Raw genomic sequence first — 23,190 nt, 5'->3', positions numbered from 1 at the left:
TTAAACACTTTAGAAATACCTTACTTTATTTAATTGTTTTAAATTTCTTTTTTTACTGTTTCTTTCTTAACCAATGCTCTCTTTGCAACATCATAATAATGTTCGATCGAAACGTGATTGTCTTTATCAGGCGTATTTTCTAACTGGTATGCCTTTTTAAAGCCTTTCAATTTTACTTTGATATTTTCATCAATGGCGCGGGTTTCTTTAAATTCACGAATTAAATCCAAAACATCGTGCGCTATATACTCGGTATCGTGTGCGTTGATAATCACTTTTGAGTTTTCAGGGATTTCATTCAATGTTAACTTGATAGCTGCTTTGTTTAAGAACGAAACTTCCTGGGCTAAGTCGATATGAATAACATCTCCGTCTTCATATTCTTCTTTTTTAAAGCTGTAAGCTCTTTTTAAGTTTCCTCTTAAAACAAAAATAATACTGATGATGATTCCTATTCCCACACCCCAAAGTAAATCAATAAACACCACAAGCAATAAAGTTGCTATAAATGGAATAAATTGGTAAACTTTATCTTTTTTCCAGAAATGTATAACAGTCGCAGGTTTTGCTAACTTGTACCCAACCAAAATCAATACGGTTGCCAAAGTAGCCAACGGAATTTTGTTAAGAATTACCGGAATAGACAAAACACTAATTAGTAAAAGCACACCATGAATGATGGCTGACATTTTAGATTTTGCTCCTGCGTTATTATTAGCCGAAGATCTAACCACAACAGATGTCATTGGTAAACCACCTAATAATGAACTGACAATATTACCAATTCCCTGTGCTCTAAGCTCAACATTGGTATTGGTGTAACGTTTTTGAACATCCATTCTATCGGCAGCTTCGATACATAATAATGTTTCAATAGAAGCTACAACGGCAATTGTTGCACCAGTAATCCATACATTCCCTTGAGTAATTGCAGTAAAATCAGGCAAAATTAAAATTGCTTTAAACTCTTCAAAAGATTTTGGAACTGGCAAAGAAACCAAATGATCTTTTGCTATTGCAAGTGAACTACCAGATGAGATAAATATTTCGTTTAAAACTATTCCGGCAACCACGGCTACAAGTGCTCCTGGAACTAATTTCAACTTTTGCAAAAATGGAACTTTTGTCCAAGCGATTAAAATTACAAAAGAGACTAGTGATATTACAACGGCTCCTAATTGAATATGATTTATGGCGTCATAGAAGAATGAAAACGTATTGGTTCCATCGTGTTGAATAAAAGCCTGATCACCCTCAAAATCAGCATCGTAACCAAACGCGTGTGGTAATTGTTTTAAGATAATGATGATTCCGATACCCGCTAACATTCCCTCAATAACATTGGTTGGAAAATAATTTGAAATACTTCCGGCCTTTAAAAAACCTAATGCTAACTGAATTAATCCTGCAATAAAAACTGACAGTAAAAACACATCAAAAGCTCCAAAACTTGTTATTGCTGTTAAAATAATAGCCGTTAAACCAGCTGCTGGACCAGATACACTTATGTGAGATTGGCTTAAGTAACCTACTACTATACCACCAATAACACCAGAAATAATTCCAGAAAATGCGGGAGCACCCGATGCTAAAGCTATACCTAAACACAAAGGAAGAGCCACCAAAAAAACCACTAAACCTGAAGCAAAATCAGATTTAAGGTTGGCAAAAAGATTAATTTTTTTTGACATAATACAATACTAAAAATTGATAACATTAAAGATCTACTGCATTTACTATAAATACAGTTAGTTTAAAATAATCGGAAGTATTATACCAAGTTGGGAGGTGGAGCAAATATGCTCGGCGAAATATTGTCTAGTTTTACAATATTCTCAGACACGATGGTCTTTTTTTCAATGTATACAGGCATTATAACTTCATGTTGAAATATTGCCGGATAAACAGCAGCCTTAAGTTCTTTGTGTGAGTGCTCCTCTTCAGAGAAACTGAAGAACATAGACGTATCATTACTTTTCTTCATCAACGTCACAATAGTTGGCGTTGCTAAGAAAGCAATAAATATGAATAATAATATGCGAGCAACTAATTTCATTGTCGCAAAAATAGTGTTAAAGAAATAAAATCAAAGCCTGAAGCAAAAAATTTTATAGAAATTTAACATTCATAAAAAAAGCAACACCATCCAAGGGGACAATACTGCTTTTTAATCTATTTATAAACAATGATTTACAGCTCTTCTTCAAGCCATGCATTCATCATCCAAATCGTTTTTTCCTGTTCTGCAATGAAGTCACTCATCATAGAATTTGTTCCCTCATCATTGATTTCAGCTGACTGATTTAAGATTTCTCTTTCAATTTTAAGCAAATCAGACAAAGAATTAACTATCAGGTGAACTGCTTTTTCATCATTGGAGATATTTTTTCCAACAGTTAATTTGTTGTTTTTAATGTAATCTTCAAAAGTATGTAAAGGAGTTCCTCCAATAGTCAAAACTCTTTCGGCTATCATATCAATTTTTAACTGAGAATCTGTGTATAACTCTTCAAATTTTACATGTAAATCGAAGAAACGTTTTCCTCTAATATTCCAATGTATTCCTCTTAAATTTTGGTAGTAAACCTGAAAATTGGATAATAAGACATTCAATTCCTTCACTAATAATTCTGACTCTTTTACAGGTAATCCTAAAATATTCGTTTTCATTTTTTATTATTTTACAGTAAGTTACTACAAATTTAAAGGAACTTGTATAAAAAAGTTATAAAAAAAAATTATATTTTCTTATTTTTGCATCACAAAATACTATCAAAATGACTATTACTCAATTACAATATGTGTTAGCTGTTGCCGAACATAAAAATTTCACACTTGCCGCTGAAAAATGCTTTGTGACTCAACCCACTTTAAGCATGCAGATTCAGAAAATTGAAGAAGAACTTAATATTTTAATTTTCGACAGAAGTAAAAAACCCATTCAACTTACAGATATTGGTCAAAAAATTGTAAATCAGGCTAAAAACATTGTAAATGAAGCGAATAGAATCAAAGACATTGTGGAGCAACAAAAGGGTTTTATTGGCGGAGAATTTCGTTTGGGAATTATTCCAACAATTATGCCTACGCTTTTACCAATGTTCCTTAATAATTTCATTAAAAAATACCCAAAAGTAAAACTCTTAATTGAAGAGCTGAATACAGATGAAATTATCGTAAAACTTAAAAATGGTCATTTAGATGCTGCAATTGCCGCTACTCCACTTGAAGACGAAAAGATAAAAGAGATTGTTTTGTATTTTGAGCCGTTTGTCGCTTATATACCAGAGCATCACGCTAATTTTCAGAAAGAAGAAATTGAGGTTGCCGATTTAAATATCAATGAAATTTTGTTATTGCAGGACGGACATTGTTTTAGAGACGGTATTTTGAATTTATGCAAAAATGGCACTGATGTCGAACAAAACAATTTTCAGATTCAAAGCGGAAGTTTTGAGACTCTTATAAAATTGGCCGACGAAGGCTTGGGCACAACGTTACTACCGTACTTGCACACAATGGATTTAAAAGATTCCGATAAACTAAAACTTCGTAATTTTAAGGAACCAAAGCCTGCTCGTGAGGTAAGTTTAATTTATCCGAAGAGCGAATTAAAAATGCAAATCATTGATGCACTTCGATCAACAATTGCCGGAGTTGTAAAAGGGGCAATCGTTTTTCAGAATGTTCAAATTATCAGTCCGCTACAAAAGAAATAAAAATAAAAAAGGAGCCAAATTGGCTCCTTTTTTTATACTTTAATTAGTAGTAGACTTTGTTTTAATTCTGGTTTTTCAATAATAAAATTCAATAACCATTCTTGCAATTGTTCCATCTCATACGGTAACAGCGTTTTGATAGCTTTTTCCAGCTCTTTGCAGAAAAGTATCGGATCGAAACTAACTCTCTCAAGTATTGATTTCGTGTAATCAAACATCATTTTTGACATAATAAAATAAGATTTTGGGGGTTATCTCTATTTTTAAACTCGCAACAAATGTAAACAAATAACATTCATATGCACTCTTTTTAACTTATTTTTTTAAAAACTTTAGCAACGAAACCGTTTTCTTAGTACGGATAAATCAATATAGAATAATTCTAAATAACTCATTTAAACCTCTTTAAACGCCCGAAACATCTCTCGTTTACCTGGAGGACCTGCCAATTTTTCGACCGTAAATCCTACTTCAATCATACTTCTTTTAACAACTCCGCGGGCGGCATATGTTACTAAAACGCCATTTGGTTTTAGACTATTGTACATTTTTCGAAAAATTTCTGTACTCCATAATTCAGGTTGCACACGATATCCGAAGGCATCAAAGTAAATCAAATCGAAAGTTTCAAAATCGTTTATATCATCAAAAAATTGTTTCCTTTTTGTTAACGAGAACTGATCGCAAATTTCTACTTTATTATCCCATTCACATTTATGCATTTTCTGAAAAATGTTCTCAAATTCCAATGCGTTGAGTTCATTCACATAATTCATTGCCAAAACTTCTTTTGCATCAACAGGATAAGCTTCTACTCCAATATAATCAATCTTTTGGTGTTTTTGTTGTGCTTCTAAAAAAGTAATAAAAGCATTTAAACCGGTTCCAAAACCAATTTCAAGAATACTAACGGGTTTCCCTTCGAATAATGAAAGTCCATTTTTTATAAATACGTGTTTAGCTTCCTGAATGGCACCATGTTTAGAATGATAACATTCATCCCACTCTTTCAAATGAATTGTTGTTGAACCATCTAGCGTTTTAATTATTTCTCTTTCCACTTTTTCGATATTATCAATGTAATTATATTGTTTTTCAGCACATTTTGTTAGTCAAATTTAGTCAAAACAAATGCGTAAAGCCTTAAAAATCGATACTTTTTTCATAAATTCTTTATAAAAGTCAGTGTTTTTTTTAGGTTTATTATAAGATAAATAAATCTCAGTTAAACCCCGTAATTAATGCAGTTTTAGTAAGTAATTTATATATTTTTACTTAATTTTGCATTTAATAAAACCTATTTCACACCAAATCATTACTTTAGAATTCATTCTGTTGTGATGAAAATTAGATAAAACATATATTATTATGAGTACAACTCAAACAAGCAAAATTGAAATCAGAAAAGCTACTTCGTCAAAAATAAGCGCAGTAGACTTTGAAAACTTAAGCTTTGGTGCTGTTTTCACAGACCATTTATTCGAATGTGATTTTAAAAATGGGGAATGGCAAACTCCTGTCATTAAGCCTTATGCTCCTATTTTGATGGATCCTTCTTCAAAAGTCTTTCATTACGGGCAAGCTATTTTTGAAGGAATGAAAGCTTATAAAGATGTCAATAATGATGTTTGGTTGTTTAGACCTGATGAAAACCATAAGCGTTTCAATAATTCTGCAGTTCGTATGGCAATGCCAGAAGTTCCGGAATCTATTTTTATGGATGGTTTGAATGAATTATTAAAAATAGACCAGGAATGGATTCAAAGAGGAAACGGAAGCAGTATGTATATCCGTCCATTTATGATTGCAACTGGCGCCGGAGTTGTTGCAAATCCTTCTGATGAATATAAATTCATGATTTTACTATCCCCTGCAAAATCATATTATGCTGGTGAAGTAAAAGTAATTATTGCTGAACACTATAGTAGAGCTGCAAATGGTGGAATTGGAGCTGCAAAAGCGGCAGGAAATTATGCTGCACAATTTTACCCAACAAACCTGGCAAACAAAGATGGCTTTCAACAAGTAATCTGGACAGATGATGCAACGCATACTAAACTGGAAGAAGCCGGTACAATGAACGTATTCTTTAGAATTAATGATACTTTGTTGACTGCTCCAACAAGCGAAAGAATTTTAGATGGTATTACCAGAAAAAGTTTGATTGCTATGGCAGAAAAAGAAGGACTTAATGTAGACGTTCGCCCAGTTATTGTTTCAGAATTAGTTGAAGCAGCTAAAAACGGATCTTTAAAAGAAATTTTCGGAGCCGGAACTGCAGCTGTTGTAAGCGTAATCAAAGGATTCTCTTATCAGGATGTTTATTATGAAATGGCTCCAATTGAAAACTCTTATGCTTCTCTTTTAAAAGAAAAACTTACAAGTCTTCAAAACAAACTTTCTGAAGATACTTTTGGATGGACAGTTAAAGTTCAATAATCAAAAGACTTATATAAAAACAAAACCCGACAAATTCTAAGAATTTGTCGGGTTTTTTATTTTACAGTAATTTCGAAAAATCCGGTTTAAAATAATTTGGGCCTTTCATCACTTTTCCATCTTCACGATAAATAGGTTGACCGTCTTCTCCTAATTTACTCATATTACTACGCTGAATTTCATCAAAAACAGCTTCAATTTTATCCTGCAAACCATGTTCGATTATGGTTCCACATAAAATATACATCATATCTCCAAGAGCGTCAGCAATTTCGACCAAATCATTATTCTGAACTGCATCAAGATATTCTTCGTTTTCTTCTTTCATTAAATTATACCGAAGAAATTTTTTGTTTTCTCCCACATCAGCAATTGGCGTTTCGCTATGTCCTATTTTAAAAGCAGTATGAAATTCCTTAACTGCGTCTATTTGTTTTTTCATATGTAGATAAATTTGTTTTTTAATGAAATCAAAAGCCAAATTAGCAACTATTCATATACAATTCTCTAAATTTGTCAAAAATAATTTCAACTATGTTTAGTCAGGGACAATTAATATTCGCAGTCTGTTTTTTCATCGCCTTCGTAATCGTAATGATATTTGCTTATCGAAAAGATCTGGCATTGCACAAAATTTTTTATAAAGGAAATTACAAAGTATTAATTGTTTTCCTACTTTTTATTGCAATCTTATTTGTTATCAAATTCTTTTTTAAAAGGTAATTCCGTAATTTATTTCTATATTTAAAAAATATAAAATAAATGCCGAAGTTTTACAATTAAACCTCATCAGTATCGTTTTGTCTGAAGTTGATTTTAACCTGAAGAATAATTTAAAAAGTATGTTTTTATTTTTTTTCTGCTATAGTGCGACTAGTAATAAAATTTATAACTTTACGACACCAAACAACCTACACCAATGAAGATTTTAAAATATTTATTTCTTTTATCGTTATTAAGCTTAGTTGCGCTAACCGTTTTTGTTGCCACACAAAAAGGGATTTTTTCTGTAGAAAGAAGCAAAGTCATAAACTCACCACGAATTACTGTTTATAACTATGTAAACGATTTTAGAAATTATGAAGATTTTGAATCCTGGTCAGTAGAAGATCCTACAATGAGAATGACTTTTCCGAACAAAACAGTAGGAAATGGTGCTTCATTTTATTGGGAAGGTAGTGATGGAAAAGGAAACGCCATAACGCTAAAAACAAAAGAAGGCGAAAGTATTCAGCAAAAAATCAATTTTGATGGTACTCAGGCTGATGTTAACTGGACATTTAAAGATACTTTGGCAGGCAAAACAAAAGTGACATGGAAAGCTCAAGGAACTATGAGTTTTTTATTTAAAATTTACACTGCTTTAAATGGTGGTTCAGATAATATTATCGGAACAATTTCTGAAAAAAGTCTTGCTAACATTGATAAAAATCTGGATTACGAAACCAAGACTTATGCAATAAAAGTAAACGGTGTTGTTAAGAAAATCGAAACACCTTATATTAAACAAACCTTTACAAGCGAAATTCAGAAAGTAAATAAAAATGCCAGAATTGTAATTCCGAAACTAATAGAATTCAGTGAAACGAATGGTTTATCTACCAATGGAAAACCTTTTATTATTTACCATACTTATGATACTGCTAGCGGATTGGCTAAAATTTCAATCTGTTTACCAATCAATAAAGAAATCTCAACGAGCGCAGGAAGTGATATTACAGCAGGAAAATTAAATGGTTTTGAAGCTGTAAAAACTACGCTAAAAGGAGATTATACACATACAAATGAAGCTATTGCTAAAACAACAGCTTTTATTAACAACGAAAAAATTACTCCTGATTTAAGCTGGTCACATCTTGAGATATGGACCATCAGCAAATTGGATGTAAAAAGCCCGTCAAAACTAATGACCGAAATTTATTTTCCGACAAAACCTAAAGTAATTCCGGTTGCAAAAGTTCCTGTTTATCAACCTCAGACAGAAACTCAAACTGCAAAACCTGCAACTCCTGCTCCAACTACACCAAAAACTGAAGAAGAAGATTCGGAATTCTAAAAAAAAAGTAAAGACGATTAAACCTTTTGTTTAAAATTCATTCTAATTGATATAAGGTTAAAATTCCTAACTTTATATGTGGTAACAAGATAAAGTTTAAAGCTTGACAAACGAGAAGGAATTTATAGCACAATTATTAGATCCTAAAACGCAAAATATTGCGTTTCAAAAACTCTTGTCTGATTATCAAAAGCCGTTGTATGCTCACATTCGAAACATTGTTTTGAATCATGATGATGCACACGATGTTTTGCAGAATACTTTTGTGAAAGTTTTTCAGTATTTAAAAAACTTTAAAGGAGAAAGTAAACTCTTTTCGTGGATGTATCGCATTGCTACCAATGAGGCATTAACATTCCTGAACCAAAAAGCAAAGTTAAACGGAATAACATCTGAAGCATTGCAAAATAAAACTATAGACAATTTAAAAGCTGATGTTTATTTTGATGGAGATGAAATTCAGATCAAACTCCAGAAAGCAATTGTCACATTACCGGAAAAACAACAATTAGTCTTTAAAATGAAATATTTTGAAGAATTAAAATACGAAGAAATTGCAGAAATTTTAGGAACCTCAGTCGGTGCATTGAAAGCTTCTTATCATCATGCAGTTAAAAAAATTGAATTATATGTTACGTCAAATTAAACCTTTTGTAACTAAACCTATCTTATAGACATTATGAAAGCATTTAAATTAGAAAACGAACCGAAAATAGAAACTGGATTTAAAACTCCGGATCATTATTTTGATGATTTATCGGCAAAAGTTTTACAGCAAATAACCGAAAGAGAAGTAAAAGTAATTCCGCTTTACAAACGTAAAAAAGTACTTTCACTGGTGGCTGCTGCTGCAATTGTAATAACGATGATGATTCCTGTAATAAACAATTACAATGCAACATCAAAAGAACTGGATGAAGCTACTTTAGAAAGTTATTTATCATATCAGTCCAATTTAAATCAATATGACCTGGCAAAAGAACTTGATACGAAAGATATTGAAAAACTAGGCAAAAGCGTTGCCCTTGAGCAGGAAACACTGGAAGATATTCTGTCTTCGAACCCTAATATTGAAAATTTAATTTCAGAATAAAATAAAAATTTAAAAAGATGAAATTCAAAAACATACTACCGTTATTTATGTTCTTAATCACTTTTTCATTTTATGCCCAAAATGATAAAAAAGTAGATGAAAAGCGTGAGAAAATCAAAGCCTACAAAGTATCCTTTTTAACTACAGAACTTGAACTTACTTCGACCGAAGCAGAGAAATTCTGGCCTATCTATAACGCTTTTGATGATAAACAATATGAGTTGCGTCATGACAAAATGAAGACTTATATGAATAAGCTGGATGATGATAAGATCAATTCAATGTCAGAAAAAGAAGCAGCTACGCTTTTATGTCAAATAGAAAGCACAGATAAGGAACTTTATCTTTTACGAGAAAAATACATATCAAATCTTAAGAAGATACTTTCACATAAAAAGATATTAAAGCTTAAAAAATCTGAAGACGATTTTAACCGAAAATTGCTAAAACAATATAAAGAAAAAGCCGGCAAATAATATAAAAAGAACAACAGCGATAAGCCCCCTATATAATAATACTTGCTTTATTATTTAGGGGGCTTGTTATTTATTTAATGTTATTTAAAACGAAGTCTTACCACTTTATTGTGACCTGCAGCAATTGCAGTATTTCTATTGATAAAACGAATTGTAAAAAATTTTGTATCAGTAGATAATTGTGTCCAGTTTTCACCGCCATTTTGAGAATATTGTATTCCTTCAGAGCCTACACAAATAATTTCTTTACCATTTCCTCCCGGAACGTATTGTACACATGATGCGTACCCAAATCCCATATCCTGACCTATCAATAACCAACTCTTTCCTCCATCAGTAGTAAAAGCTTTATTTCCTGATTTTTTGTTTGGAAGTTCATAATCACCCCCGGCAATAAAACCATGATTAGAATCGTAAAAATCAGCTGTAAAAATACCCGTCATTGTTTTACCCTGAACAATAGGAGTATCAATTACTTTCCATGTTTTAGCTTTATCCGGAGAATAAAAAACGCGGGCTTTTTTTCCTCCTGAAACCAGCCAGGTTTCATCTCCATTTATTACAATATTTGTATTACTGGCTGCGAAAGCTGCTTCACCTTGTGCATTTGTTGGTAATTTATCTGATAATAATTTTGTCCAGGTCTCTCCTCCATCACGTGTAACGATTACTGAAAAAGTATCTTCAGTTGGATCTCCAATGGCGATTCCTTCTTTATCATTCCAGAATTGCATACTATCATAAAAAACTTTTGGATGCACTTCTTTATAAACCAGCTTCATTTTGTGGTCTTTTTTAGAAACCGAATAAAGTAGTGCGGGATTTCCTACACTTAATAAAAAAATATCTTTTGAAGTTTGAGCAATACTTCTGAACTCTAATTTTAAGGTATCACGATAAATATGTTCTTCAAATTTTTCTTTTTTATCTAAATCATAATATCCAAAGCGAGAATTATCTCCTCCATACCAAACCTTATTTTTATCAATAACGATGGCCCTAATACTAATTTTATCCTGAAATAATGTATCTATTTGCATTGATGTAAAACCACCATAGACCATCCTTTTATCTCTATCACTCAATGTTTTAAAGGACATAAATAAAATAAAAGCGCAACAAAATAACAATACTTTTTTCATATAGGGTAAGATTTAGTATTGCTAAAATACAATTATTTACAACATCTGAAATAAGTTTTGTTTTTTTTTCTGGCACAGTAATTGAATATCTCAGAATATTAATCTTTAATATGATTTGCCATGAAAGCCAAAGTACTTTTTTTAGTGTTCTTAGCAATAGGTTTTAGCTCTTGCTCTGCACAAAGTCAAACCACAGTATATGCAAAAAATTCAGATATCAGCGATAATTTAGATTTAAGAGCTGTTGCTTCCATTTTTGGAGAATCAGCTAATCTTCAGGATTTCGAAAGACGTTTAAATGATCCTAAATATCAAATATCAAATCTGGACTTAAATGGTGATGATCAGGTTGATTATCTTCGTGTAATCGAATCTGTAGAAGCCAGAACTCACGTTGTGATTATCCAGGCGGTTCTTGATCGTGATGTGTATCAGGATATAGCTACAATTGATGTCGAACGCGATAATTACAATCAGGTAAATGTTCAGGTTGTGGGTAACAGTTATTTATACGGTGCGAATTATATCTATGAGCCTGTTTACAGTGTGGCTCCGGTAATTTATACCTCATTTTGGATCACAAACTACAGACCGTATATTTCTACCTGGACCTGGAATTACTATCCAACCTATTATTATGCATGGAGACCTTATCCAATTTACAGATACAGAAATAACATCAACGTATGTATTAATGTAAATAATCGTTACAATTATGTGAACAATAGAAGAAGCTATAGAGCTCCTGCATTATACGAATCAAGACGTTCTTACGGATACGAAAAAATGCGTCCAAACAATAGTTTTGCGCAAAGACATTCTAATGTTAATAATAGATATGAATTAGACCAAAGACGTGTTGCAAGCAGAGAAACAAGTAGAAATTCGAATGTTTACAACAGTAATAGATCTAATACGAATAGAGTTTCTGATAACAATACCAGAAATACAAGCAGAGATAATAATCAAAACAGAACAACTTCTGATAGAAATTACAACTCAAATCCTGTTTCATCAAACAGAGACAATCAAAACAGAGCAGGCACACCTTCAAGAGTTGAAAACACTCAAAGAACTGCTGAACCAAGACGTGATTATTCTGAAAACAATAACTCAAGAGGAAACTCAGAAAACAGAATGAGTACAAACAGAACAGCTTCCACTCCCAGCGCTGAAGCTCCAAGAAATTCTGATAACAATATGAATAACTCCAGAGGGAATTCAGAAAATAGAATGAATACCAACAGAGCGGCTTCATCTCCAAGAGCAGAAGCGCCTAGAAGTTACTCTGAAAACAGAGCCAATACTGCAAGGCCACAAAGTGCTCAGAGATCTGAAGCCCCAAGAGTAAGTCAGGAATCAAGAGGAGGAGGTCAATCACAAAGAGATAATAACTCCGGAGGTTCAAGAGGCGGCGGTAGAAGAATGTAAATTTAAAAACAGGTTTTCTATAATAAAAGTAAAAGCACAATTGTTTAATTGTGCTTTTTTTTATTTTTACTATTAATAGACGCTAATTTATTTTAAAACAGTAAATTTGCAACCGTCTTTTATAAAAATATACATGAGCGCAGCGCATAAAAACTTACACAGTAAGTTGTCTATTGGAGGTTTATTGATCACATTAGGAATTATTTATGGAGATATTGGTACATCTCCATTGTATGTAATGAAAGCCATTCTTGGTGAACACATGATTAATGCAGACATCGTTTTAGGAGGTATCTCTTGCGTTTTCTGGACATTAACACTGCAAACCACTATAAAATATGTTCTTATAACACTAAGTGCTGATAATCATGGTGAAGGAGGTATTTTCGCTTTGTATGCCTTAGTCAAAAAAACCAAAATCCAGTGGCTCATAGTGCCCGCTATTATTGGAGGGAGTGCATTACTTGCCGATGGAATTATCACTCCGCCTATTTCGATTTCCTCTGCAGTAGAAGGAATCAGGGCATTTTATCCTACCATGGAAACGGAGACAATAGTTTATATTGTTATCGGAATCTTATTTATTTTATTTACTATTCAACAATTTGGAACAAAATTGGTTGGGAAGTTTTTCGCTCCAATGATGCTGATCTGGTTTGCTATGTTGGGCACATTAGGAGTTATTCAAATTTCACAACATCCTGAAGTTTTTAAAGCAATTAATCCTTACTATGCCTATCATTTATTACAAATTCACCCTGAAGGTTTTTTTGTTCTTGGATTAGTATTTTTATGTACTACCGGAGCTGAAGCTTTATATTCTGACATGGGACATTGTGGAAGAAAAAACATCAGAATCAGCTGGATATTCGTAAAAACAACATTAGTATTAAACTATTTTGGTCAGGCTGCGTATTTAACACACCATGAAGGAAGTACATTACAGCAATTAGGAGGAGAAAATGGGAATCCATTTTATCTGATTATGCCTCATTGGTTTCTTCCATTCGGAATTGTTGTTGCTACTTTAGCAGCTGTAATAGCTTCCCAGGCACTTATAAGCGGATCATTTACCCTGATAAATGAAGCTATGCGTTTGAATTTCTGGCCGAAAGTAAAAATCAAATATCCAACTGAAGTAAAAGGACAATTATACATTCCGTCAATCAACTGGTTACTGTTTTTTGGTTGTGTGGGTATCGTTTTGCACTTCCAGAAATCAAGTAATATGGAGCATGCTTATGGTCTTGCCATTATTCTATGTATGATCATGACGACCATTTTACTGAATTACTATTTAATAATGAAACGTGTTAAACTGTATTTTATGGTACCATTGATCACGATTTATTTATTGATTGAATTTAGTTTTCTTATTGCTAATATTACCAAATTTGCCGATGGCGGTTACGTGACTTTAATCATTGCAATAATGCTGATTTCGATTATGACGATTTGGTATTTGGCTAAGAAAATTAATAAAAGCTATACTAAAATTATCAAGATTGATGATTATAAGAAAGTTTTAATGGAATTAAGCGAAGATCTTTCGATCCCGAAATACGCAACGCATTTAGTATACATGACAAATGCGAATCGCGTTGATGAATTGGAGGAAAAAGTAATTTATTCCATCTTGCAAAAACGTCCAAAAAGAGCTGATATTTACTGGTTCGTTCACGTAAACATTTTGACAGAACCTTATAAAACACAATATAAAGTTACCGAAATTGCGAAAGACGATATTTACAGAATCGATTTTAACTTAGGATTTAGAGAACCTACCAAAATCAATTTAATGTTTAGAGAAGTAATTCGTGACATGGTAAAACGAGGAGAAGTTGATATTACCAGCCGTTACGAATCATTAAACAAAAACAATATTATTGGTGACTTTAAATTTGTATTGTCTGAGAAGTTTTTATCAAATGACAACGATTTAAGATGGCATGAAAACATTATTATGAACTCATACTTCTTTATCAAGAAACTTAGTTTATCTGAAGAAAGAGCTTTCGGTTTAGATAGTAGTTCGGTCAAAATTGAGAAATTCCCAATGGTACTTCACGCTCCGGAAAACATCGGATTGACCCGAATTATAAAATAAATCATTTATAAAATAACTTAGAAAAACACTCTTTTAAACTTTATCAGAGTGTTTTTTTTCTTTTACTGAAAGTCGAAAAATAACAATCAAAATTAAAAATTTAACTTTCAATCAATTAATAGTACCTTTGCAACTCAAATAATTAAAATGAGATTACACAGAAATTTAGTTTATACTACCATCGATTCTTTAAATGCGATCTTCAATGAAGGAGAATATGCTGATAAAGTGGTAGCAAGAGCATTAAAAAAAGACAAACGTTGGGGAAGTTCTGACAGGAAGTTTGTTGCTGAAACGATATACGAAATTGTTCGTTGGAAAAGATTATACGCTGAAATTGCCGAAGTTAAAGAACCTTTTGACAGAGACAATTTATGGAGAATGTTTGCTGTTTGGGCAGTTTTAAGAGGATATCCTATTCCGGATTGGAGACAATTGGAAGGAACTCCTGAAAGAAAAATTAAAGGTCGTTTTGACGAACTTTCAAAAATTAGAGCTCTAAAAGAATCTATTCCGGACTGGATGGATGAATTAGGCGTAAAAGAATTGGGAGAAAAAGTTTGGTCTACCGAAATTGCGGCTCAAAACCAACCTGCAAAAGTTATTTTAAGAACAAACACACTTAAAGGAACTAAAGAAAGTTTAAGAAACACGTTGATGGATTTAAATATTGAAACAGAATATTTAAAAGATCAGCCGGAAGCTTTGGTTCTAAAAGAAAGAGCTAACGTATTTTTAACAGATGCTTTTAAACAAGGGCTTTTTGAAGTTCAGGATGCAAACTCACAATTGGTTGCCGGTTTCCTTGATGTAAAACCAGGAATGCGTGTGGTTGATACTTGTGCAGGAGCCGGAGGAAAAACATTGCATATTGCTTCTTTAATGGAAAACAAAGGGCAATTGATTGCAATGGACTTGTATGAAAGCAAATTGAAACAATTGAAATTGAGAGCCAAAAGAAACGGCGCCTTCAATATCGAATATCGTATTATTGACACTACAAAAGTGATCAAAAAATTACACGAAAAAGCAGACCGAGTTTTAATTGACGCACCCTGTAGCGGTTTAGGAGTTTTGAAAAGAAACCCTGATGCAAAATGGAAATTACAACCCGAGTTTATCGATAATATTCGTAAAGTTCAGAGTGAAGTTTTAGAAAGTTATTCTAAAATCGTAAAACCAGGCGGAAAATTAGTTTACGCAACTTGCTCTGTTTTACCATCAGAGAATCAGGAGCAAGTAGAAAAATTCTTAAAAACTGAAATCGGAAAGCAATTTACATTCATAAAAGATCGTAAAATTTTAGCTTCTGAGTCTGGTTTTGACGGATTTTATATGGCACTATTAGAACGTAACGCTTAAGTTTAAATTCCAAAATAGAATTAAATTCCAAAATAAAAAAATCCCAAATTCCAATCTTATAACTGGAATTTGGGATTTTTTATTTTTATTTAAGATCATTAAAATATTTAGTCCCAACGGGACATTTTCTCATCTTATTTTTTTTCTACCAAAATTAAACTCCTAACGGAGTGTATTTGTAAGGTCTAAAAAAAAGTTTTAAGTCCTCAAGTTGACGATAAAATTGGAATTTGAAGTTTTAAAAATTTGGAATTTACTAATTTAAGCTTGGCTTTCTTAACAATTTTCCGTTTTCGTTTTCCTTGAATTTTGGTACGAAAACTATTTCTTTAGGTTTTTCGAACTTATCTAAAACATCAAAAAAATCAGAAGTAAAATCTTGTTTTTCGCCTTCAATAACCAAAATTAATTTTTCTCCTAAAACAGGATCAGGCAATCCTGTTACAAAAAATCTTGAATCAATTTTTTCAATTAGCTTTGCTTCTATTTGTTCCGGAATAAGCTTCACTCCTCCACTATTAATCACATTATCAATTCTTCCCAAAAAAATGAATTGATTTTCTCTTATTACCTCAACCAAATCGTTTGTAATAATTGATTCTTCAGAAATAGCAGGAACTGTAATAACCAGACAACCTCGATCATCCTGAGCAATTTTTACATTTGGTAAAACGGTAAAAACATTTTCTCCCAGTTTCTTTGCTGCAATATGGGTAATGGTTTCCGTCATGCCATAGGTTTCATAAATCTCCGTTTTCAAAGGCAAAAGTTTCGCTTCAAGCGTTGTATCCATTTTTGCTCCGCCGATAATTAACTTTTTTACATTTCCTAAAGATTCAATCGAATTTTGAACCTGTAGCGGTACCATAGCCACAAAATCATACTTAGTTTCATTTAAGGCAAGAGGTTCTGTACTTGGCGTTACTATATCTAAATCTAGTCCTAAAATTAAGCTTCGAACCAACATCATTTTACCAGCTATAAATTTTACAGGCAGACAAAGTAAAGCTTTATTGTGAGGCTCTAACCCAAAGAAATCTCCTGTAGCCAATGCAGATTGAATCATGGCTTGCTTTTCTAATTTCACTACTTTGGGAAGTCCAGTTGTTCCTGACGTTCTCATTTCGATATATTGTTTGTTATCGAACCAATCCAACAAAAATTCACCTATTGCCTGTTCATTAGCATCTCCTTCTTTTATATAATCATAAGCCACACGGCACAAATCAATTGCGTTTAAATGGAATCCATTTATTCTAAAATGGTTGTGAACATTTTTATGTGTTAGTTCTAACATAAATATTTAGTTTGATTACTCTAAGGTAATAATTTTCCCTGTTAATTTTTCTTTCCAGTTATTCCAATTATACTTTTTAGTAAAAATAAAAAGCAAAATCGGGTAAACCACAAAAATAGGCAGGATAACATCCATTCCGGCAGAAGGCTCTGACATATCTTTAAAAATAGAGTAAGTCTGAAACACTGACCAATCTGAAGTAATCAGAATGGCCCCAACTAAATTGTTAGCGGCATGAAATCCTAAGGCCAGTTCTATTCCTTCATCCATTAGCGTGATGATTCCCAAAAACAACCCGGTTCCTATATAATAAATCATAATGACGTAACCCATTTTTGCCACTTCAGGATTAAAAACATGCATCGATCCAAAAATTAGTGAAGTCATGAGAAGCGGAAACCATTTGTTTTGTGCCAGATTGGCAAATCCCTGCATCAAATATCCCCTAAAAACATATTCTTCAGTGCTAGTTTGAATAGGAATCATTATTACTCCAACTAACACTAAAATTAGAAAGGGAATTAATTTAAAATTCCATAAGAAATTTTCCGGAGACCTCAGATAAACTGCCCAAAAACTTAATGCTGAAAAAATAGACCATACTACAAATGAAAATAAAATACGGCTCCAGTCAACTTTTTTTCTTGATGTTGTTATTGACAAAAGCGTTTGATTATGCAAATATTTTACAACACAGTAAACTCCGGCAAAAGCAAAAACAAAAGAGATCATAACCAGAAATAATGTTAGATTTTGATCAAAAATTCTCATAATTGCTGCATTATCTGTTGGAAAAGCTTTTTTGTTTTTAAAACTAGAATACAAAACAGCAACAGAAAAAGGAATTTGTCCGATAAATGATGCGATAATAATTAAAACTGACCCAATAAGATATAGCCAAAATTTATTCTGAGGTTTAATTCCTTGTTCTAAAAACATACTTTAAAATTTAAAAATGAGAATTCGATTTAATAAGGAAACCTTATTTTTGGTGTCGCTAAAATACCCAATTTTGCATTAATTACATTACGACATCCTAAATATAACAAAATGATACAAATTTATCACAATCCACGTTGCGGAAAATCAAGAACCTGCCTCGCTTTTTTAGATCAGGCAAATCAGGAATATGAAATTATTCCCTATTTAACAGACACTCCAACATATGATGATTTAAAAATTTTACTTGAAAAATTAGACATTGAACCGCTTCGATTAGTCAGAATCAAAGAAAAAATCTGGATTGAAAATTATAAAGGAAAAACATTGACTAACGATCAAATTATTGATGCAATGGTTGACAACCCAATTTTGATTGAACGACCGATTGTAATAAAAGATGGTAAAGCCATTATCGGAAGGGATTTAGATCTTGTTGCCTCTTTTTTAGACTAAGTATAAAGTATCGAATTAACATTTTTTTGTGATTTTATTCTTTAAACCAAAAGCTATTTTTGCGGTCTAAGAGTAAATGAAACCAAAAATAACAATGAAAAAAATCAAATTTGCTGTATTGCTTGTTCTTTTCTTTACAAGTTTTTACAACTATGCACAGCAGGCACCTCCTGGTAAAAACAAGGTAAAAGTTACCGGAAAAGTATTCGAAAAAGTAAGCAAGCAACCGCTTGAGTATGCTACTATTTCGATAATGGCTCCAAATGACACCAAAGTTATTGCAGGCGGAATCACAAACCCAAAAGGTGAATTTGAAGTAGCTGTTGCTCCAGGAACTTATGATATAAAAGTTGAATTTATTTCATTTAAATCGACTGAAATTAAAGGAAAAACCATTTCCGGAGACACTAGTTTAGGAGTTGTAAATTTATCAGAAGATGCAGCACAATTGAATGAAGTTGTTGTTCGTGCTGAAAAATCTACAGTCGAAATAAAACTAGACAAAAAGGTGTATAACGTTGGTCAGGACATGATGGTAAAAGGCGGAACCGTAAGTGACGTTTTAGACAATGTTCCTTCAGTTTCTGTTGATACTGAAGGAAATGTAAGTTTAAGAGGAAGTGATAATATCCGAATTTTAATTGACGGAAGACCATCAAACGCTATAAATGTTGCCGAAGCTTTGCGTCAGCTACCAGCAGATGCAATTGACAAAGTTGAAGTTATTACTAACCCATCAGCACGTTATGATGCAGAAGGTGGTTCAGGTTTGATCAATATCATCCTTAAAAAAGGTAAAAATCAAGGTTTCAACGGAACTTTTATAGCCTCTACCGGACTTCCGGAAACTTATGGTTTAAGTGCCAACCTGAACTATAAAACAGAAAAATTAAACTATTTTACAACTGCTGGTTACAATTACAGAACCAATGAAGGTGGCGGTGAAACTAACACATCTTATTTAAATGCTGATGGAACACCAAAAGGCTTTTTAGATGAAGATCGTGATACGAAAAGAACAAATGACGGATTTAATGGAAGAGCTGGTATAGAATGGACAGTGGCGCCAAATACTTTCTGGACAAACGCCATCAATTATCAAAAAAATTCAGGTAGTACAACAGACCTCATCAATTATAATAATTACGATGCTGCCCATGCCTTTACAGGATCTTCATTCCGTTTAAATAATGGTGATACGGGAAGCGAAAATGTAGAATATACTTCTAATTTAATTAAAAATTTCAACGACAAAGGACATAAACTTACTGCCGATTTATCGATTTCAAGAAATACAGACGACAGCAATAGTTACATTACGGCATCTCCAAATTTCAACACCACCTTAAACAATCAGGTTCAGAAACAAATTCAAATTCAGGCCGATTATGTTTTGCCATTAGGAAAAGGAAGTCAATTTGAAGCAGGATATAAAGGAAGTTTTGGTGACCTAAACAATGAATATTTTGTTAAGGATGAGAATGATGATCCAATTTCAAATTTATCAAACACTTTAGAATACAAAGAAAACATCAATGCGCTTTATACTTCTTATGGATTTAAAGTAAACAAATTCTCTTATTTATTTGGTTTGCGTTGGGAAGACACTAATATCCAGGTTAACTTACTAGATACTAACGATTTCAATACTAAAAAATACAATAACCTGTTTCCTAGTGCTTTTATTAGTTATGAAATCTCAGATCAAAGCAACTTTACCGCAAGTTACAGTAAACGTCTAACAAGACCAAGAGGGCGTTTCATGAACCCTGCTGTAAACTATTCAAGTAACGTTAATATTTTTCAGGGAAATCCAGATTTAGATCCTTCATTAACTGACAAATACGATATCGGATATATCAAACGTTGGGAGAAAGTAACTTTTACGACTTCAGCTTATTTCGAAGATACGAAAGATGTTTTCAGTTTTGTGAGAACTCCAAACGGCCAGGAAGTAAACGGAATTCCGGTTATTTTAAGCAGACCGATTAACTTAGGAAAAGAGCAAAAGTTTGGTTTTGAATTTACATTCAATTATAACCCATACAAATGGTGGAGATTAAACAGTAATTTCAATCTTTATAATGTAAAAACAACCGGATCAAACACTTATACAGATACAAATGGAAACGACGTTGTTCAGAATCTTGATAACCAGGCCAACACTTGGTTTGCCAGAATTAGTTCAAAAATAACTTTACCATACAAGATAGACTGGCAATTAAACGGTACTTATAATGGAGAGCAAAAAACCGCACAAGGTAAAAACTTAGGTCAATTTGCTATGAATACCGCTTTAAGCAAAGATGTAATGAAAGACAAAGGAACGATTGCTTTCAATATCAGCGATATTTTCAACTCAAGAATCATGAGATCGTATACATACCTTCAAAATGATACAACACTTGAGAGTCAAACCTCGTATGGTGAAATGCAATTCCGTAAACGTCAATTCAATTTATCGTTTACATATCGTTTCAACAAACCTAAAAGTGAAAGAGACAAAAATGCACAGCCTAGAAATGATGGCGACGGTGGCGGAGATTATCCGGGATAATATAAGTTAAATTTCAATTATTAAATTCCAAATTCCAATTAATCAAATTACTGATTGGAATTTGGAATTTAATAATTGGGTTTTTTATTTTTTGCCATAAAAAAAAGGACTCGTAAAAACGGGTCCTTTCTTTATGAAGTCAATTTAAAATTAAATTGATTGTTCTTCTTGTCTCTTTTTTGCTCTTTTCTCTTTGAACATTTCCCAGCTTGCTCCCGTAACCCAATAAGATACGAAACCAACTAAGAAAAACATCAACCAAAACCCTATAGTTAGTATGGTCAAGAAAAGTAAAAAGCCTAAGTACTGTGAAAATTCAAACATGTTTTCCGGAATTTTTGAATGTAAGGACAAATGTAAGTTTTATATTTTTCCTTAGCAATAAAATCCAAATCAATTTTTATAAAAACACAATTATCCGTATATTTAAACTCATTTTAAATAAGAGGTTTTGTTTAACATTCTTTTGTTTTTCATTGAAATGTCTTAAACAGAAGACGATACGCATTTTCAGGAGCTGTATCCTGCTGTCCACTGTATCTTTTGTGTCCGCCGCGGCGGACACAAAAGGATGCCGCTCCCATCAGGGCTAGGGCACTCGTTTTCAAAAGATCTTTCCTATTTTAGTCACCAAATTCAATCGGACAAACAATAAACAACAAACATACATATATAATGAAATACAGAATAGAAAAAGATACCATGGGCGAAGTACAAGTCCCGGCTGATAAGTATTGGGGCGCACAAACAGAACGTTCCCGAAACAATTTTAAAATTGGACCATCGGCCTCAATGCCACCAGAAATCATTGAAGGTTTTGCGTATCTTAAAAAAGCTGCCGCTTATGCAAATTATGATCTCGGTGTTTTACCTATAGAAAAAAGAGATGCTATTGCAGCAGTCTGCGACGAAATTTTAGAAGGAAAATTAGAAGATCAATTTCCACTTGTAATCTGGCAGACCGGTTCAGGCACGCAAAGTAACATGAACGTAAATGAAGTAATTGCAAATCGCGCTCAGGTTCTTAAAGGTTTTGAAATTGGCGAAGGCGAACAATTTATAAAAGCCAATGATGATGTCAATAAATCCCAGTCATCAAACGATACTTTTCCAACCGGAATGCATATTGCGGCATACAAAATGATCGTTGAAACCACAATTCCAGGAGTCGAAAAATTACACGCTACGTTATCCGCGAAAGCGAACGAATTCAAAGACGTCGTAAAGATTGGCCGTACACATCTTATGGATGCCACACCTCTGACTTTAGGGCAAGAAATTTCAGGTTATGCTGCTCAATTGTCTTTTGGTTTAAAAGCGCTTAAAAATACATTGGCGCATCTATCAGAAATCGCTCTTGGCGGAACTGCTGTCGGAACCGGACTTAATACACCAAAAGGTTACGACAAAAAGGTGGCGGAATATATTGCTGAATTCACCAACCATCCTTTTGTAACGGCAGAGAATAAATTTGAAGCTTTGGCTGCACACGATGCTATTGTTGAAACGCACGGCGCTTTAAAACAATTGGCTGTATCTTTAAACAAAATTGCAAATGACATTAGAATGCTAGCTTCAGGACCCCGATCTGGGATTGGTGAAATTCACATTCCTGAAAATGAACCAGGTTCTTCTATCATGCCAGGAAAAGTAAATCCAACACAATGTGAAGCCTTAACTATGGTTTGTGCACAAGTAATAGGAAATGATATGGCAATTGCCATTGGCGGAATGCAGGGGCATTATGAATTAAATGTTTTTAAACCGGTTATGGCTGCAAATTTCCTTCAATCAGCAAGATTATTGGGTGATGCCTGTGTTTCTTTCGACGAACATTGTGCTCAGGGAATTGAACCAAACTACAAACGTATTAAAGAGTTAGTAGATAATTCGTTAATGTTGGTTACTGCTTTAAATACAAAAATTGGATATTATAAGGCTGCAGAAATTGCACAAACGGCTCATAAAAACGGAACAACTTTAAAAGATGAAGCTGTTCGTTTGGGATATGTAACTCCAGAAGATTTTGATGATTGGGTAAAACCGGAGGAAATGGTCTAAACTAATTGTGAATGGTTAATTGTAAATTATTAATTAGAAAAAGAGCTTAATAAAT

21 protein-coding genes are annotated in these 23,190 nt (G+C 32.9%); 13 read left to right on the top strand and 8 right to left on the bottom strand.

Going from position 1 to position 23,190, the window contains the following annotated elements:
• Positions 1–38: 38 nt before the first annotated feature.
• Positions 39–1,691: a SulP family inorganic anion transporter gene (locus IHE43_RS09255; protein WP_192187667.1), complete on the bottom strand. Its 1,653-nt coding sequence runs from the start codon at positions 1,689–1,691 to the stop codon at positions 39–41.
• 499 nt (positions 1,692–2,190) lie between these two features.
• The gene (locus IHE43_RS09250) at positions 2,191–2,670 is read right to left on the bottom strand and encodes a Dps family protein (RefSeq protein ID WP_192187666.1); all 480 of its coding nucleotides are present in this window, start codon (positions 2,668–2,670) and stop codon (positions 2,191–2,193) included.
• A gap of 107 nt (positions 2,671–2,777) precedes the next feature.
• Here IHE43_RS09250 and IHE43_RS09245 point away from each other — a divergent pair, with 107 nt between their 5' ends.
• Positions 2,778–3,719 (top strand): LysR substrate-binding domain-containing protein, encoded by a 942-nt coding sequence (locus IHE43_RS09245; RefSeq protein WP_192187665.1) that lies wholly within the window; start codon positions 2,778–2,780, stop codon positions 3,717–3,719.
• A gap of 32 nt (positions 3,720–3,751) precedes the next feature.
• On the opposite strand, the gene IHE43_RS23510 is transcribed toward IHE43_RS09245, so the two are convergent.
• Both IHE43_RS23510 and mnmD read right to left on the bottom strand, forming a co-directional pair.
• Positions 3,752–3,949 (bottom strand): hypothetical protein, encoded by a 198-nt coding sequence (locus IHE43_RS23510; RefSeq protein ID WP_017496117.1) that lies wholly within the window; start codon positions 3,947–3,949, stop codon positions 3,752–3,754.
• A 165-nt stretch (positions 3,950–4,114) separates the two neighbouring features.
• Positions 4,115–4,780: a tRNA (5-methylaminomethyl-2-thiouridine)(34)-methyltransferase MnmD gene (gene mnmD, locus IHE43_RS09240; protein ID WP_192187664.1), complete on the bottom strand. Its 666-nt coding sequence runs from the start codon at positions 4,778–4,780 to the stop codon at positions 4,115–4,117.
• A 307-nt stretch (positions 4,781–5,087) separates the two neighbouring features.
• Here mnmD and IHE43_RS09235 point away from each other — a divergent pair, with 307 nt between their 5' ends.
• Positions 5,088–6,158, top strand: a complete 1,071-nt coding sequence (locus tag IHE43_RS09235) for a branched-chain amino acid aminotransferase (protein ID WP_056193699.1) — start codon at positions 5,088–5,090, stop codon at positions 6,156–6,158.
• Between the two features lie 61 nt (positions 6,159–6,219).
• Here IHE43_RS09235 and IHE43_RS09230 read toward each other — a convergent pair whose 3' ends face one another.
• Positions 6,220–6,600: a nucleoside triphosphate pyrophosphohydrolase family protein gene (locus tag IHE43_RS09230; RefSeq protein WP_192187663.1), complete on the bottom strand. Its 381-nt coding sequence runs from the start codon at positions 6,598–6,600 to the stop codon at positions 6,220–6,222.
• A 92-nt stretch (positions 6,601–6,692) separates the two neighbouring features.
• Here IHE43_RS09230 and IHE43_RS23505 point away from each other — a divergent pair, with 92 nt between their 5' ends.
• From IHE43_RS23505 to IHE43_RS09210, 5 genes are all read left to right on the top strand, one after another.
• Complete coding sequence (locus tag IHE43_RS23505; RefSeq protein WP_072972699.1) at positions 6,693–6,881, top strand: hypothetical protein; 189 nt, start codon at positions 6,693–6,695, stop codon at positions 6,879–6,881.
• A 196-nt stretch (positions 6,882–7,077) separates the two neighbouring features.
• Positions 7,078–8,214 carry a transcriptional regulator gene (locus IHE43_RS09225; RefSeq protein ID WP_192187662.1) on the top strand — a complete coding sequence of 379 codons (1,137 nt, stop codon included), beginning with the start codon at positions 7,078–7,080 and terminating at the stop codon, positions 8,212–8,214.
• A 103-nt stretch (positions 8,215–8,317) separates the two neighbouring features.
• Positions 8,318–8,860 (top strand): RNA polymerase sigma factor, encoded by a 543-nt coding sequence (locus tag IHE43_RS09220; protein ID WP_192187661.1) that lies wholly within the window; start codon positions 8,318–8,320, stop codon positions 8,858–8,860.
• A 33-nt stretch (positions 8,861–8,893) separates the two neighbouring features.
• Positions 8,894–9,307: a hypothetical protein gene (locus tag IHE43_RS09215; protein ID WP_192187660.1), complete on the top strand. Its 414-nt coding sequence runs from the start codon at positions 8,894–8,896 to the stop codon at positions 9,305–9,307.
• Between the two features lie 17 nt (positions 9,308–9,324).
• On the top strand, positions 9,325–9,783 hold the full coding sequence (locus IHE43_RS09210; RefSeq protein WP_192187659.1) for a sensor of ECF-type sigma factor: 459 nt from the start codon (positions 9,325–9,327) through the stop codon (positions 9,781–9,783).
• Positions 9,784–9,863: 80 nt separating this feature from the next.
• Here the strand turns inward: IHE43_RS09210 and IHE43_RS09205 are convergent, their stop codons facing one another.
• Complete coding sequence (locus IHE43_RS09205) at positions 9,864–10,925, bottom strand: oxidoreductase (protein WP_192187658.1); 1,062 nt, start codon at positions 10,923–10,925, stop codon at positions 9,864–9,866.
• Positions 10,926–11,045: 120 nt separating this feature from the next.
• Between IHE43_RS09205 and IHE43_RS09200 the strand changes: the two genes are divergently transcribed.
• The 3 genes from IHE43_RS09200 (at position 11,046) to IHE43_RS09190 (ending at position 15,825) form a co-directional block, all read left to right on the top strand.
• Positions 11,046–12,356 (top strand): hypothetical protein, encoded by a 1,311-nt coding sequence (locus tag IHE43_RS09200; protein WP_192187657.1) that lies wholly within the window; start codon positions 11,046–11,048, stop codon positions 12,354–12,356.
• Between the two features lie 133 nt (positions 12,357–12,489).
• Positions 12,490–14,463, top strand: coding sequence for a KUP/HAK/KT family potassium transporter (locus IHE43_RS09195; RefSeq protein WP_192187656.1), 1,974 nt, complete (start codon positions 12,490–12,492; stop codon positions 14,461–14,463).
• 147 nt (positions 14,464–14,610) lie between these two features.
• Positions 14,611–15,825 carry an RsmB/NOP family class I SAM-dependent RNA methyltransferase gene (locus IHE43_RS09190; RefSeq protein WP_192187655.1) on the top strand — a complete coding sequence of 405 codons (1,215 nt, stop codon included), beginning with the start codon at positions 14,611–14,613 and terminating at the stop codon, positions 15,823–15,825.
• 256 nt (positions 15,826–16,081) lie between these two features.
• Here the strand turns inward: IHE43_RS09190 and IHE43_RS09185 are convergent, their stop codons facing one another.
• Both IHE43_RS09185 and IHE43_RS09180 read right to left on the bottom strand, forming a co-directional pair.
• Positions 16,082–17,122: an AMP-binding protein gene (locus IHE43_RS09185; RefSeq protein ID WP_192187654.1), complete on the bottom strand. Its 1,041-nt coding sequence runs from the start codon at positions 17,120–17,122 to the stop codon at positions 16,082–16,084.
• Positions 17,123–17,137: 15 nt separating this feature from the next.
• The gene (locus IHE43_RS09180; RefSeq protein WP_192187653.1) at positions 17,138–18,061 is read right to left on the bottom strand and encodes a CPBP family intramembrane glutamic endopeptidase; all 924 of its coding nucleotides are present in this window, start codon (positions 18,059–18,061) and stop codon (positions 17,138–17,140) included.
• A gap of 111 nt (positions 18,062–18,172) precedes the next feature.
• Here IHE43_RS09180 and IHE43_RS09175 point away from each other — a divergent pair, with 111 nt between their 5' ends.
• The 3 genes from IHE43_RS09175 to fumC all read left to right on the top strand — a co-directional run bounded on the left by IHE43_RS09175 (position 18,173) and on the right by fumC (position 23,135).
• Entirely contained in the window at positions 18,173–18,517 is a 345-nt protein-coding gene (locus IHE43_RS09175; RefSeq protein ID WP_192187652.1) for an arsenate reductase family protein, read from the top strand.
• A gap of 94 nt (positions 18,518–18,611) precedes the next feature.
• Positions 18,612–21,074, top strand: a complete 2,463-nt coding sequence (locus tag IHE43_RS09170) for an outer membrane beta-barrel family protein (protein WP_192187651.1) — start codon at positions 18,612–18,614, stop codon at positions 21,072–21,074.
• A gap of 675 nt (positions 21,075–21,749) precedes the next feature.
• Positions 21,750–23,135, top strand: a complete 1,386-nt coding sequence (gene fumC / locus IHE43_RS09165) for a class II fumarate hydratase (protein ID WP_192187650.1) — start codon at positions 21,750–21,752, stop codon at positions 23,133–23,135.
• The last annotated feature ends 55 nt before the right edge of the window (positions 23,136–23,190 follow it).

The organism is Flavobacterium sp. MDT1-60, assembly GCF_014844035.1.
Lineage (GTDB): Bacteria > Bacteroidota > Bacteroidia > Flavobacteriales > Flavobacteriaceae > Flavobacterium.
Note: the sequence above shows the minus strand (reverse complement) of the source record. Positions and strands in the feature narration are given on the sequence as shown.